The following is a 13,584-nucleotide window of genomic DNA, read 5'->3' on the forward strand; positions in this document are numbered from 1 at the left end:
CCCAGGCGGGAGTCCTCGTCGAATACACCTCAGGTCTCCATCAGGAGGAAAAGCTCGGACGCGCCAGTTTTGGCGGAACTGCGGGGGCCTTCCGGCCGGCGAGGACGCCGGCCAGCCACCTGTCGCGGTAGCGGATGCGGAGCCGACGGGCGGATGGCGGCAGCAGCCCCATCCCCCGCGCGGCCAGGCGATAGGCGATGACGCGGGCCAGCAGCGGTGCCGGCAGGCCCGCCAGGACCGGCCGCCCGGCAAACAGCGTGCTGGCATGGTTGCGACCCTCGCCGATGCCGTAGCGATAGGCGCGTTCCAGCACCCAGCTCTCCTGCATCTGCTCGGGCCGGATGATGTGACCGACGATCGCGCTCGCCTCGAACCAGGCCCGATGGCCCTCGGCTTCCAGCCGGCGCAGCAGCTCGGTCTCGGAGCCCATGGCGTAGAGCGGATTGCTGGCATCCGGCCCGACATGCTCGGCGAAACGGGTGCCGGCTGCGAAGACCGCGGCGCGGACCGCCATGTTGGGGCCGTAGATGTCGATCGGCCGGCAGGCGCCGCTCGAGCGCTCGTTCTTGGCGTATAGCACGCTGAACTCGACCACTTCCTCCGACAGCCATGCGGGCACCGGCGCCGGCCAGTCGGGCAGCACGGTACCGCCGAACAGCGTCGCCTCCGGGTGGGACTCGGCCGCGGCGCGCAGCCGGACCAGCCAGTCCGGCGCCGGCAGCACGTCGTCATCGGTAAAGACGATGAGGTCTCCGGCGAATTCCGGCAGGGCGGTGTTCAGCGCGCGGTTCTTGCCCGGCGCGGCGCAGTGCAGCAGGGTGACCGGCAGGCGCCCGGCATAGCCATCGATCACGGCAGCGGTATCGTCCGTGCTGCCGTTGTCGACGATGACGAGCTTCCAGCCGCCCGGCGGCGATTGCAGGCCGCAGAAGGCATCCAGCACGCGGGGCAGGGCGGCGGCGCGGTTGCGGGTCGCGAAGACGGCGGTCAGCATCTCAGCGCCGCGCCTCCGGCCGGGCCGGGTCGGGGACGCCGGCCCGGGCGCCGATATCCATCACCGGGACGATCGGCGTGCCGTCCCGGCGGATCAGCGCCCGCAGCGCGCGGCCGGGCAGGCTGCGCTTCTTCTGCTCGTTGGCCAGCGCCATGCGAGTGAAGCCCTGGGCGTAGGCCAGCCGCCAGCGCAGCGGTACCAGCCGCGTGCTGGAGGCCGGGAGGAGGCCGGCGACGCTGGTCAGCATCTCGACCACCAGGCGGCGCGGGAATTCGCGCCAGACCTGTTCCGGCTGGCCAAGCATGCGGCGGGTGGCGACGGTCGAGGCGCCCTGCCAGTACAGCCGCTTCATCAGCCATTCCGGGTTCATGCGCGTCGCCTGGATCTGGTGGCGCACGACCAGGCGGCTGTCGTACCAGGCGGAATAGCCGCGATCCTGCAGCTTCCAGCCGACCTGCACGTCCTCATCCGACAGCAGCAGCCCGGCGAATCGGCCGAGCCGGTCGGCGAAGCCGCCCATTTCCAGCAGCGGCAGGCGCTGCACCACCATGTTGACGCCGTAGGGCTCGAGCCCCGCCGGAATCGCCTTGGTGCGGAACTCGCCGCGTCCCTCCCAGTCGATGATGGAGAGCACGCCGCGCAGGCTTTCCGGCCACCAATCCGGCAGCGGCTTCTCCCAGACCGGCAGGACCTTGCCGCCGATCACGCCCGGCCAGGGATCGTGTTCCTGGATCACCTCTTGGATGCGCTCGAGCCAGTCGGGCATCGCCAGGGCGTCGTCATCGAGGTAGGCGAGGAAGTCCCGGTCCGAATCCTCCGCACCCATGTTGCGCGCGGCGCTGGCCCCGGGCCGATCGACGCGGAGCAACCGCGCATTGGGCAGGGTCGCCACCATTCCGCGCAGTGCGGCGCCGGTTTCCGGCGTGCCGCAGCTGTCGACGACGATCACGTCGAAGCGATCCAGCCCGACGGTCTGGACCCGCAGGCTGTCCAGGCAGCTTCTTACATAGTGAGGGCGGTTGTGGGTGACGAGGCAGACGGTGATGCTCGGCACCCGTCCCGTCTGACGCCCGGCCCGTGCCAGCCGTGCCGCCTCGCTTGCCGTGTCGCGCATTCCGTTCCTGTCATGACCTTGCATGGCGGCCGGAGATTAAGCAGCCGCCGCACTCGCGCGAAAGGCAAGCTTCGGTCAGGAGCGACCCGTTGCCGTCACGTTGCGTTGCGCGTTGCCGCGACGCCGCAATCGCCCGATGGCTGAGCCGGGCGCATCATAAAGCAACTTTGAGTTATGGGCACGCTGCGCATCTTTGCGTCATGCCAGGGCCTCTCACGCCAATGGCACTACCGCCTTCGCACCTGCGATGTGATTTTCCGGCCGCGGTATCAGGAACAGTATTTGTGATGCAGGACGCGGTGATGCACCAGGGCCATGGCGCGTCGGCGGCGGGGAATGCGGCGCCGCTCTTGCCGCTGGCCGTCGACCTCGATGGGACCTTGCTGGCGACCGATACGCTGCATGAAGGCCTCGTGGCGGCGCTGGTGCGCGACCCGGCGTCCGTGCCCGGCCTGTTGCGGTCCTTGTTGCAGGGGCGCGCTCACTTCAAGCAGCAGGTGAGCCGCGCGGCCCCCGCCAATGCGGCGATCCTGCCGCTGCGCAAGCCCTTCGTCGAGTGGCTGGAGGTGCAGCGCGCCGCCGGCCGGCGGCTGCACCTGGTCACCGCCGCCGACCAGTCGGTGGCGGACGCGGTGGCCGGCCACCTCGAGATCTTCGACAGCGCCACCGGCAGCGACGGCACCCGCAACCTGAAGGGGCCGGAGAAGGCCGCCTGGCTGCGCGCCCGCTTCCCCGGCGGCTTCGCCTATGCCGGCGACAGCCACCACGACCTTGATGTCTTCGCCGCGGCCGAGGAGATCGTGCTGGTCAATACCAGCCCGGCGGTCGCCGCCGCGGCCCGCCGGATGACGGAAACGGAGGTCCTGGCCGAATTCCCGTCGGAGAATTCGCCGATCCGCGATTGGATCGGGGCACTTCGCATCCATCAATGGTCGAAGAACGCACTGCTCTTCGTGCCGCTCGTCCTCGGCCACAAGCTCGGCGACCCGCAGGCGATCCTGAGCTGCGTGCTCGGCCTCGTGTTGATGGGCATGACGGCCTCCGGCACCTATCTGCTCAACGACATCGCCGACCTGCCCTCGGACCGGCTGCACCGGACCAAGCGCAACCGCGCCATCGCCGCCGGCCGCATCGCGCCGCTGCACGCCTTGGCCGGCGCCATCGCGCTGATCCTGATGGGCTTCGTCGGCGGCGCGCTGCTCAGTGGCGCCTTCCTGCTCGGACTGGTCGGCTATGTCTGCCTGTCGCTGACCTATTCGGCCTTCCTCAAGCGCATCGCCCTGCTGGACACGCTGACCATCGGCGGTCTTTTCACCCTGCGCCTGGCGCTCGGCGTCGAACTCGCCGGCGTGCCCTATTCGCCGTGGCTGATGGCCTTCGCCGGCTTCTTCTTCTTCTCCTGCGCCCTGGCGAAGCGCCATGGCGAGCTGATGGAGGCCAAGGTTGCGCATGGCGGCGGCCTTGCCCGGCGCGGCTACGAGGTCGACGACTGGCCGCTCACTCTCGGCTTCGGCGCCGCCTCCGCCATGGCGGCGCTGCAGATCATGATCCTCTACGTGGCGAACGAGGCCGCGCCCTCCCGCCTCTATACCCATGGCGCATGGCTTTATGTCGCGCCCGCCGCGCTGGCCGTCTGGCTGGTGCGGATCTGGATGCTGTCGCATCGCCGCCTGCTGAAGGACGACCCGGTGGTCTTCGCCCTGCGCGACCGCTGGAGCTGGGCCATCGGCGCGGTCATCGCCGCCGCCATCGTCGCGGCGCTCTGAGGAACGCATGTCGGACACCATGACCGAGGAACGCGCGGCCGCCGAGGCCGCCGAGGCCCATCGCGCGGCCGGCTGGAAGCAGGTCTCGCTCCAGGGTTGGGGCCGTAGCAGCGCGGCGCCCTGCCTGGCGGCGCGGCCCGAGCGGATGCGCGAGCTGATGGCGGCGCTCGACGTGCCGGAAGGCCGCACGCTGCTGCCCTATGGCGGCGGCCGCGCCTATGGCGATCAGGCGCTCAATACCGGCGGCGCCGCGGTGCTGACCGGGCGGCTCGACCGCATCCTGGCCTTCGACCCGGCCAGCGGGCTGGTGGTGACGGAGCCGGGCGTCACCTTCGCCGACCTGCTGCGGGTCTTCCTGCCGCGCGGCTGGCTGGCGCCGACCTCGCCGGGCACGGCCTTCGTCACCATGGGCGGCGCCGTCGCCAACGACGTGCACGGCAAGAACCACCACCGCGCCGGCAGCTTCGGCGACCATGTGCTGTGGCTCGACCTGCTGCTCCCGGACGGGCGGCAGATCCGCATCTCCGATGAGGAGGAGCCGGCGCTGTTCCGCGCGACGATCGGCGGCATGGGCCTGACCGGCATCATCACCGCCGTCTGCTTCCGCATGCAGCCGGTGCCGAGCAATGCACTGACCGTCCAGAGCCGGCGCATCCGCAACCTCGACGATTTCCTCGCCGGCTTCGCCGCCGCGGCGGATGCCACTTGGTCGGTCGGCTGGATCGACGCGCTGGCCGGCGGCGCCTCGCTCGGGCGTGGCATCCTCGAGACGGCCGAGCCGAGCGAGACGGGCGTCGCCCTGCCGGCGGGAAAGACGAAGGCATTCCCGCTGGAGGCGCCAAGCTGGGCGCTGAACCGGATGTCGGTGAAGGCCTTCAACGCGCTCTACTGGCGCCGCGTGCCGGAGGCTGGGCGCCAGCAGCTGCAGCACTACGGCAAGTTCCTCTATCCGCTGGACGCGGTGCTGCACTGGAACCGGATGTACGGCAGGCGCGGCTTCCACCAGTTCCAGTGCGTGCTGCCCTTCGGCCCCGGGGAGATGGCGCTGCGCCGGCTGCTGGAGACCATCTCGGCCGCCGGCGACGCCTCCTTCCTCGCGGTGCTGAAGGTGATGGGGCGGCCGGGGCGCGGGCTGCTCTCCTTCGCCCTGCCGGGCTATTCCCTCGCGCTCGACATCCCGGCGCGGCCTGGCCTGCGCGGCTTGTTCGCATCGCTGGAACGCATCACGCGGGAGGCCGGCGGCCGCATCTACCTGGCGAAGGACAGCCTGCTCTCGGCCGAGGGCTTCTGGGAGATGTACCCGGAAGCGCAGCGCTTCCAGGAGATCCGCCACTCGGTGGACCCCGAGGGGCGCTTCTCCTCCGACATGGCGAAGCGGCTGGGACTGGCGGCATGAGCGCGACGATGCAACCGACCTGGCTGATGCTCGGCGCCTCCTCCGCCGTCGCCCGCGCCTTCGCGCAGGAGGCCGCCGCGCATGGCGCCGGCATCCTGCTGGCCGGGCGGGACATGGAGGACCTGGAACGCCAGGCGGCCGACCTGTCCATCCGCCACGATGTGCCGGCCGCGCCGGTGCCCTTCGACGCGCGCGACACCGCTTCCCACGCCGCCTTTGTCGAGGATTGCGCGGCACGGGCCGGCGGGCCGCTGAATGTCTTCCTCGCCTTCGGGGTCATGCCCGACCAGGCGGAGGCCGACCGCGACCCGGCCATCGCCGCCGGCATGGTCGAGGCGAACTTCACCGGTGCCACCACGGTGCTGGCCGCCCTTGCCCCGGTGCTGGAGGCGCAGAAGCAGGGCGTGGTCGTCGCCCTAGGCTCGGTCGCCGGCGATCGCGGGCGGCCGCGCAACTATCTCTACGGCGCCACCAAGGCGGCGCTGCTGACCTACCTGCAGGGCTATGCCGCGCGGCTGTCGCGTTCCGGGGTCCGGGTGCTCTGCCTGAAGGCCGGCCCGGTCGATACTGCGATGACCTGGCCATTGCCGAAGCTGCCCTTCATGACGACGCCGCGGGGCTTTGCGGCGGGCGCCTGGAAGCTTGCCCAAAAGGGCGGGGGCGGAGCCTACCTGCCGCGCATCTGGTGGCCGGTGATGACGATCATCCGCAGCCTGCCGACGCGCATCTTCAACAAGCTCGATATCTGATCGACCCGCTGGAGGACTGGATGGATTCGCTCTCGCGCCCAGGCGCGGATTCCGTGGACGCCTACGCAGCCGCCGCGGCAAGACCGAAGATGGTCGTCGCGCTGAGCGTGCTGGCGCTGGCGCTCGTGCTGCTGGCCGGCATCCTGCTGCGGAACGGCGGGCATTTCAGCTACACGCTGGATGCGCCCTATACCCAGATGGCGATGGCCGACCAGATCACGCAGGGCACCTACGGGATCAACCCGGGCGAGCCTTCCTCTCCCTCCTCATCGATCATCTATCCCTTCCTGCTGGCGCTGCTCTCCGTCCTGCCGCTCGGGCAGTTCTCCGCCCTGCTGGTCTGCCTCGTGGCGACGCTCGCCGCCGCCGTGCTGATGTACGCGGTCGCCGAGGAGATCGGGCTCGAGGTCGATCGCCTCACGACCCCGCAGTTGGTGGCGATCACCGCCACGCTGACGCTCGCCTTCAACCTGGTAGGCCTTGCCTTCGCCGGGCTCGAGCACTCGCTGCACGTGACGCTGACGGTCATCTCGCTGCTTGGCCTGCTGCGCTTCGTCCGCACCAAGCAGGCGGACTGGTGGTGGCTGGCGGCGATCACCCTGCTGCCGCTGCTGCGCTTCGAGGCGGCGGCGGCGCTGGCGGCCGACATGCTGGTGCTGGTCGCCTTCGGCAAGTGGCGCCACGCGGCCATCATCGGCGCGGTCGGCGTGGTGCTGGTCGGCGGCTTCATGCTTTTCCTGCACAGCCTCGGCCTGCCCTGGCTGCCGAGCTCGGTGCTGCATCGCTCGGAGGTCGCCAGCACCGGCATCGGCATGTCCGACAGCGGCGCGCTCGGCTTCGTCAAGGCGGTCTACGGCGCCTATCGCGGCAACCTCATGGCCTATGGCGGCACGCATATCGCGCTGCTGATCGTGCTCGGCCTTTGGGGCCTGGCGCGCGGCGCGGTGCCGTCCCGCTTCGGCGAGCGCGCCTGGGCCAAGCCGGCCGCCGTCGGCTTCTTCATCGTCGTCGCCCTGGCGCAGCTCACCGGCGGCAGCCTCAGTTCCTTCTCGCGGTACGAGATCTACGTCCTGGCGCTCGGCTTCTGCGCCGTGCTGGTGGCTTGGCAGCCGGAGATCAACGCGGCGCTGCGGCGGCTCGATGCGCGGCGCTGCGCCGGTTTCTGCCTGGCCATGCTGTTCCTGTTCTCCGGCTATGTCTTCCGCACCGTGGATGCGGTGGCGGCAGCGGGCAACGTGCACGACCAGCAGTACCAGATGCACCGTTTCGTCAACGACCACTGGCGCCGGCCCTTCGCCGCCAACCATCTGGGCTACGTGAACTACCAGGTGCCCTACTACATGCTCGACCTCTCGGGCCTGGCCAACGAGGAAGCCCGCAGGGGCGGCAGCGGCCCGGGCTGGATGGAACGACTGGCGGCGAAGCACGATGTCGGCCTCGCCATGCTCTACGACGTCGCCCCGCCGGTGCCGCCCGCCGGCTGGCAGCCGGTCGCCCAGCTCAAGCTGCGCGGCCGGCTGGTGACGGTACGCGGCCCGGTCGTGACCTTCTATGCCACGAAGCCGGAGGAAGCCGAGCCGATCCGCGCCGCGCTGCGGGCGATGGCGCCGGACCTGCCGCCGGGCGCCATCCTCGACTGGGGCATGGCAGACCGGACACGGATGGCACACTGAGCGGATGCGCCGTGTCCTCCCCGGTCCTGCCTCGCCCGCCTGGGTCGCGGCGGAGACGCTCGGTTCCGCCGTCACCGCGCTGGTCGGACTGCTGTTCGTTGCCCGCATCATCGGGCCGCAGGCGGCGGGCACCGGGGCAATCGCCGCCAGCGTCTTCCTGACCGTCGATTTCCCCATCGCCGCGCTGTTCGGCGACAGCCTGCTGCAACGCCGTGGTCTTGAGGAACGGCACCGGTCGTCCGCGCTCTGGGCGACGATGGGCGCGGCGGCGGTCGGAATGCTGGTGCTCTGGCTTGGCGCGCCGCTGATCGCCCGGGCCACCGGCGCGCCGGTGACGGGCATGATCCGCGCCATGGCGCTGCTGCTGCCCTTCTCGGCGGCGGCCGGCATGCTGTCGGCCCTCGTGCTGAAGGAACGGCGCTACCGGCTGCTCGCCTCCCGCGTGCTGCTCTGCCAGCCGCTGGCGGTCGGCACCGGAGTCCTGGCAGCGCTGGGCGGGGCAGGGGCCTGGTCCATGGCGGCGCAGCAGGCCGCGGCGACGCTGTCGGTCTTCCTGCTGCTGGCATTGCGCTCCGGCTGGCGGCCGCAGCGGCTGTTCCAGCGCGCCGCGCTCGCCGAGCTCTGGCCGGTGGCCGGGCCGCAGATCCTCGCCCTGCTGGTCTTCAACGGGCGCTACCGCATCTTCATCGTCGGGCTCGGGATGCTGGTGGCCGAGACGGTGGTGGCCGTCACGCACATCGCCTTCCGCCTGCTCGACGTCGCCATGGCGGTGGTCACCGGCGCCGCCTCGCGCCTCGCCATGCCGCGGCTGGCGGCCTTGCAGAACGACCGGGCGGCGCTGGCCGAGGCCTATGGCGACCTCGCCCAGCTGCAGGCGCTGATCGGCCTGCCGATCGCTGCCGGCCTCGCCATCACCGCGCCGCGGCTGATCGAGATCCTGATGGGCGGCCCCTGGATCGGCGCGGCGGAGCCGGCCCGGCTGGTGGCGCTGGCCGCCATCCCCGGCTTCCTGGTCGGGCCGGCCCCGGCGCTGTGGCTCGCGCTCGGGCGGACCCGAATGAACCTGCTGATGCAGCTGGTCGCCTTTACCCTGCCGCTGGTCGGGCTGCTGGTGCTGCGGCCTCAGGATGCCGCGGCCGCGGCGATCTGCTGGGTGCTCGGCAGCCTGGCGGTGCCGCCCCTGCAGCTCCTCGTCACGCTGCGGGCGCTGCACCGCTCGCCGGCCTGGCTGGCGCAGCGGTTGCTGGCGCCGCTGCTCGGCACGCTGGTGATGGGCGTGGTCTCCGCCTGGGCGGCACGTGAGCTGGCCGCTCAGGCGGCCGTGCCGGCCTTGATCGGCACGGCCCTGGCCGGCGCCATTGCCTATGCGGCCGTCGTTGCCCCGGCGCTCGGCTTCCGGTGGCCTCGCGCATTACAGGAAGCATGACGGATAACACGCTCCACAGACGCGCAATTTAGGACAGAAAGTCCAAACCGTGTCGCTTTCTTGTTTCGCAAGTATTTTCTCAATCATGTGATCTAGGCGCGGTGCTGCCGGTCGCGCTTTCGCGCGCTTCAATGATCGTGGCCCTGCGCCGCCAACCCGGGACATTGCAATGCACGATCAACCACGCGGCGGCGCCGTTGCTTTCGTCGCGAGCAGGCCGGCCTGGCTCACTGGCCAGGCGCTTGCCGTGCTCAGCGCTGCCGCCACCATCACGCTCCTCGGCCTGGCGCTGCGGCTGCATCATATCGGCGCGGCGTCGCTCTGGAGCGACGAGGCCTTCTCCGCCTGGTGGATCCACAAGCCGCTCGGCTATCTCTGGACTGACGGCTTGGTGATCGAGACGACCCCGCCGCTTTACTACACCCTGCTCAAGCTCTGGGCCGGCCTCTTCGGCAATAGCGATACGGCGCTGCGGCTCTTCTCGGCCGTCGCCGGCACGGCCACCATTCCCGTGGTCTTCCTGCTTGGCCTCGAGATCGCCGGGCCGGTGGTCGGGCTGGCCGCCGCCATGCTCTTTGCCATGGCGCCGATGCAGATCTATTTCGCGCAGGAGGCACGCGTCTATGCCCTGCTGCCGCTGGCCTTCGGTCTGGCGCTGCTCGGGCTGCTGCGCTTCCTCGGCAGCGCCGGCCGTCGCGGAGCGCAGGCGGATCGCGGCGCGCTGGCGCTCTACGCGGCGGGCATGGTCGTGCTGCTCTATGCCCATGCGACCTCGGTCTTCACCGCTGCGGCGCTGGCGGTCTGTGGCGGGCTGGTCCTGCTGCGGACCCCCCGCAAGCGGGCGGCGCTGCGCGCCTTCATCCTTGCGCATCTGGCCATCGGGCTGCTGGCGCTGCCGTTGGCGATTCCGATCCTCGCCCAGGCTGGCAGGCATGACCTCAGCTGGATCAAGCCGCCCGACCTGATCGGCCTGCTCAGCCTGGCGGATCACCTGGTGGTGGATCCGGTCACCCCGCTCAGGCTGTTCCGCCTGACCTCCATCCTGGCACTGGCGGCGCTGCTGCTGATGGCGGCGGCGCTGGTCCCGGTGTTGCGGCCGCATCGCCGGCTGGCCCTGCTGCTGGTCGGTGTGCCCGGAACGTTCCTGGTGGCCACCATCGGCGTCAGCTATGTCTCGCCCTTCCTGATCCCGCGCATCATCATCTGGATGGGCGTGCCGCTCGCGCTGCTGGCGGCGATGGCGCTCGTCTCCCCTGCGCCGCGCTGGATTCGCGCCGGCTTCGCCCTGGCCTATGCGGCCTGCATCCTGGTCGGGATGAACGGCGTTTATGTCCGGACCCTTGCGGAGAAGGAGGATTGGCGCGGGCTGATGGCCGAGCTGCTCCCGCGTCTCGGGCCCGATGATGTCGTGGCGATCGGCCCCGATACCTCGTTGCTCGCGCCGCTGCATTACGCCGATGGTGCCTTCAACGACAGCGTGCGGCAGCTGTTCCGCTGGTATCCGCAGCCGCATCCGGCCGATCTCTATACCCCCGACCACATCATCCCGCCGGTCGGCATGAGCACCGAGGCGCTGGCGCAGGAGGCGCGCAGCGGCCGCCCGGTCTGGGTGCTGCTGCGGGCAACCGACTGGGCGGCGCAGAAGGACGCGGCGCTCGCGACGTCCCGCCCGCCGGCCGAGGTGGACCGCAGCCACCCGGCGCTGGTGCTACTCCGCTGGTAGCGAGCCGCGCCGGCCGCTCGGCACGTGGCGGCCGACGACATAGAGCGGCCGGCCCTTGGTCTCGTTGAAGATGCGGCCGAGGTATTCCCCGATGACGCCGAGGGTGATGAGCTGAACCCCGCCGAGCAGCAGCACCACCGTCATCAGGCTCGGGTAGCCCGGCACCGGGTCGCCGAAGAGCAGCGCCTTCACCACCACCCAGCCGCCATAGAACAGCGCGGCGGCGGCAGTGCCGAGGCCGAGCCAAGTGGCGACCCGCAGAGGCACCGTGGTGAAGCTGGTGATGCCCTCGAGCGACAGCGTCCAGAGCCGGCCGTAATTCCACTTGGTCGTGCCCGCAGCGCGCGGCGCGCGGTCGTAGGGCACGGCACGGGACGGGAAGCCGACCCAGGCGAAGAGCCCCTTCATGAAGCGGTGGCGTTCTCGCAGCTGCAGCAGCGCATCCACCGCGCGGCGGCTCATCAGCCGGAAGTCGCCGGTATCCGCCGGAAGCCGCACCGGCCCGCCGATGCGACCCATCAGCCGGTAGAAGGCGCTCGCGGTGGCCTTCTTCGTCCAGGTCTCGCCGGCCCGCGAGCGGCGTTGGGCATAGGCCACGTCGAAGCCTTCGCGCCACGCGGCCACCAGCTCGGGGATCACTTCCGGCGGGTCCTGCAGGTCGGCATCGATGACGATGATCGCCTCGCGCGCGCTGGCGTGGTCGAGCCCCGCGGTCAGCGCCGCCTCCTTGCCGAAATTGCGGCTGAGGGCGACCACCGCGACTTCCGGCCGCGTCGCCTGCAGGGCCGCGAGCAGCGCCGGCGTGCCATCCGAGGAGCCGTCGTCGACATAGACGACTTCCCAGCTCAGCCCGATGCCGTCCATGACGGCGCCGAGCCGGCGTTGGAACTCCTCGATCACCTCGGCTTCGTTGTAAGCGGGCACGACGACAGAGAGCGACGGCGCGGCACCGCGCGTGGTCGGCGAAAGCGTTGCGGCCGGCATGGGGCCGCGCCAGTGAGGAAGGTCGTCCACGGAAATTCCAACCCGGATGCCGCGGAAACCTAGTCGCTGCATCCCATGCCGGCGAAAACGCAATCCAGCGAGGCACGCGATTGGGTGGTATTGGGTATCAACTGTCACAACGCGGTCAGAGTGCGGCCGGAAACCGCACCGTGAGGCGCGGGACGTCCGCCGCTGCGTCACATTCGTACCCTGAACCGAGGCGGGATGCCGGGCAAAACGCGCCCGGCACGAAGCGCGAGGGCATGGGTACGGGCCGGGCATGAGTCAACGGATCAACATGGCACCTCTGTCGGCTAGACGGCCGATCGGCTTCGCCTTCCCGGGGCGCTTCGCCTGGGGCGGCATCGATCTCTGGATCCAGGGCGTGGCACTCCTGCTGACCGGCCTGCTGGTCGGGCGCATGGCGCGCAAGCTGCCGGTCGTGCCGCTGACCACCGGCGACAGCTATGCCTACCAGTACCTGTTCAACTACCGGCCGCCTTTCTACGGCTGGCTGGTCAATGCTTGGCAGGCGGTCGCCGGTAGCGTCGACTACCTGCCGCTGGCGCAGCTGGCCCTTGTCGGCATCGGCGTCTTCGTCTTTGCGGTGGAGCTGGGCCGCATGCTGCGGAGCCCGCTGGTGCCGCTGCTCGGCGTGCCGGTGCTGCTGATGCATCCCGGCATCCACGACGCGCCGAGCTGGATGATGACCGAGGCGCCCTTCATGGCGCTGGTGCTCGCCGGCCTCGCCATGCAGTGCCGCTTCGTCCGCCGCGGCGGGCTGGACGCGCTGCTGCTCGCCGCCGCCTGCTTCACTCTCGCCACGCTGACCCGCAGCACCGGCATGGCCTTCCTGCCACTGCCGTTGCTGGCGGCGCTCTGCGACCGCCGCGTGACGCTGCGGCTCGGCGCCCTGCGCGCCGCCGCCTCGGCCGGGATCGCGGTGGTCTGCGTGCTGATCGGCATGACCTGGACCTGGAGCCGCGGCGGACCCTTCGAGATCGGCTCCTGGGCCGGCATCTCGGTGCTCGGCAAGTCGCTGGTGCTGGCCCGGCCGGGCGAGCTGCCGCTGTTGCCGGAGCCGCTGGCGACGCAGGTCGCCGAGGCGGCCGATGTCTCCCGCCAGCTCACCGCCGAGCAGCCCGACCTGGCCGCCCGGCTGCGGGCGCAGATCCAGGCGAGCAGCGATGTACGCTACGCCGTCTTCTGGCCGGCCGCCGAGACCGAGTGGCCGGCCTGGGCCGCAGCCGACGGGCGGGAGCGCGACCGCCTGGCCAAGGCGATCTCCGCCCCGCTGATCGCCGCGCATCGCGGCGAATACCTGCAGATGGTGGCGAACGACTGGATCTCCCTGATCATCCACCCGCATTACTGGCCGGCCGCCTTCACCAGCACGCCGGCCGAGCCGCATCGCTTCGCCGCCTGCGCTGCGACCGAGACCTGCTGGGGGATCGACCGCTACGACTTCCCGCTCTTCGGCCTGGTGCCGCTTTTCATCGTCTCCGTCCTCGGCACGCTGGCGGCGCTGCTGCTGATCCCGCTGGCGGCGCTGCCCGTGCTCAGGCGGCGGGGCTCGCCGATGCTGGTGCTGATGTGGGGTGGGGCGATGGTGGTGCATGGCACGCTGCTGGCAACCGCGGCGGCCGAGGCGGGGCACATGCGCTACACCGTGGCGCCGCATGCGATCGACATGATGCTGCTGTTCTGGCTGGCGGCGCTGGTCGTCCGCGGCCGGTCCGGGCGGGGCGACTTGGCATGA

General features: G+C 70.8%; 10 protein-coding genes. 7 read left to right on the top strand and 3 right to left on the bottom strand.

Annotated elements, in window-relative coordinates:
• Positions 1–40: 40 nt before the first annotated feature.
• The gene (locus E2C06_RS17505) at positions 41–994 is read right to left on the bottom strand and encodes a glycosyltransferase (protein WP_133289908.1); all 954 of its coding nucleotides are present in this window, start codon (positions 992–994) and stop codon (positions 41–43) included.
• Position 995: 1 nt separating this feature from the next.
• A complete protein-coding gene (locus E2C06_RS17510; RefSeq protein ID WP_165982450.1) occupies positions 996–2,108 on the bottom strand; it encodes a glycosyltransferase family 2 protein in 1,113 nt (370 codons plus the stop codon).
• 287 nt (positions 2,109–2,395) lie between these two features.
• Between E2C06_RS17510 and E2C06_RS17515 the strand changes: the two genes are divergently transcribed.
• From E2C06_RS17515 to E2C06_RS17535, 6 genes are all read left to right on the top strand, one after another.
• Positions 2,396–3,874, top strand: a complete 1,479-nt coding sequence (locus E2C06_RS17515; RefSeq protein WP_165982451.1) for a UbiA family prenyltransferase — start codon at positions 2,396–2,398, stop codon at positions 3,872–3,874.
• Positions 3,875–3,881: 7 nt separating this feature from the next.
• Positions 3,882–5,270, top strand: coding sequence for an FAD-binding oxidoreductase (locus E2C06_RS17520; RefSeq protein ID WP_133289911.1), 1,389 nt, complete (start codon positions 3,882–3,884; stop codon positions 5,268–5,270).
• Positions 5,267–6,019: an SDR family NAD(P)-dependent oxidoreductase gene (locus tag E2C06_RS17525; protein WP_206664574.1), complete on the top strand. Its 753-nt coding sequence runs from the start codon at positions 5,267–5,269 to the stop codon at positions 6,017–6,019. The genes E2C06_RS17520 and E2C06_RS17525 overlap by 4 nt, the downstream gene beginning before the upstream one ends.
• Positions 6,020–6,072: 53 nt before the next feature.
• The gene (locus E2C06_RS37635) at positions 6,073–7,692 is read left to right on the top strand and encodes a hypothetical protein (protein ID WP_165982452.1); all 1,620 of its coding nucleotides are present in this window, start codon (positions 6,073–6,075) and stop codon (positions 7,690–7,692) included.
• A 4-nt stretch (positions 7,693–7,696) separates the two neighbouring features.
• Entirely contained in the window at positions 7,697–9,118 is a 1,422-nt protein-coding gene (locus E2C06_RS17530; RefSeq protein ID WP_165982453.1) for an oligosaccharide flippase family protein, read from the top strand.
• A 169-nt stretch (positions 9,119–9,287) separates the two neighbouring features.
• Complete coding sequence (locus E2C06_RS17535; RefSeq protein WP_133289913.1) at positions 9,288–10,841, top strand: glycosyltransferase family 39 protein; 1,554 nt, start codon at positions 9,288–9,290, stop codon at positions 10,839–10,841.
• On the opposite strand, the gene E2C06_RS17540 is transcribed toward E2C06_RS17535, so the two are convergent.
• A complete protein-coding gene (locus E2C06_RS17540) occupies positions 10,827–11,825 on the bottom strand; it encodes a glycosyltransferase family 2 protein (protein WP_133289946.1) in 999 nt (332 codons plus the stop codon). The two genes, E2C06_RS17535 and E2C06_RS17540, sit on opposite strands and share 15 nt — an antisense overlap.
• A gap of 280 nt (positions 11,826–12,105) precedes the next feature.
• On the opposite strand from E2C06_RS17540, the gene E2C06_RS17545 reads away from it, so the two are divergent.
• Positions 12,106–13,584 (top strand): hypothetical protein, encoded by a 1,479-nt coding sequence (locus E2C06_RS17545; protein WP_133289914.1) that lies wholly within the window; start codon positions 12,106–12,108, stop codon positions 13,582–13,584.

Source organism: Dankookia rubra, from assembly GCF_004355005.1.
GTDB classification, from domain to species: Bacteria; Pseudomonadota; Alphaproteobacteria; order Acetobacterales; family Acetobacteraceae; genus Paracraurococcus; species Paracraurococcus ruber_A.

Excerpts from the sequence above, each read along its gene's own strand:
- E2C06_RS17505 (WP_133289908.1), bottom strand. The coding sequence starts at position 994 with ATGCTGACCGCCGTCTTCGCGACCCGCAACCGCGCCGCCGCCCTGCCC.
- E2C06_RS17510 (WP_165982450.1), bottom strand. The coding sequence starts at position 2,108 with ATGCGCGACACGGCAAGCGAGGCGGCACGGCTGGCACGGGCCGGGCGT.
- E2C06_RS17515 (WP_165982451.1), top strand. The coding sequence starts at position 2,396 with ATGCAGGACGCGGTGATGCACCAGGGCCATGGCGCGTCGGCGGCGGGG.
- E2C06_RS17520 (WP_133289911.1), top strand. The coding sequence starts at position 3,882 with ATGTCGGACACCATGACCGAGGAACGCGCGGCCGCCGAGGCCGCCGAG.
- E2C06_RS17525 (WP_206664574.1), top strand. The coding sequence starts at position 5,267 with ATGAGCGCGACGATGCAACCGACCTGGCTGATGCTCGGCGCCTCCTCC.
- E2C06_RS17530 (WP_165982453.1), top strand. The coding sequence starts at position 7,697 with ATGCGCCGTGTCCTCCCCGGTCCTGCCTCGCCCGCCTGGGTCGCGGCG.
- E2C06_RS17535 (WP_133289913.1), top strand. The coding sequence starts at position 9,288 with ATGCACGATCAACCACGCGGCGGCGCCGTTGCTTTCGTCGCGAGCAGG.
- E2C06_RS17540 (WP_133289946.1), bottom strand. The coding sequence starts at position 11,825 with ATGCCGGCCGCAACGCTTTCGCCGACCACGCGCGGTGCCGCGCCGTCG.
- E2C06_RS17545 (WP_133289914.1), top strand. The coding sequence starts at position 12,106 with ATGAGTCAACGGATCAACATGGCACCTCTGTCGGCTAGACGGCCGATC.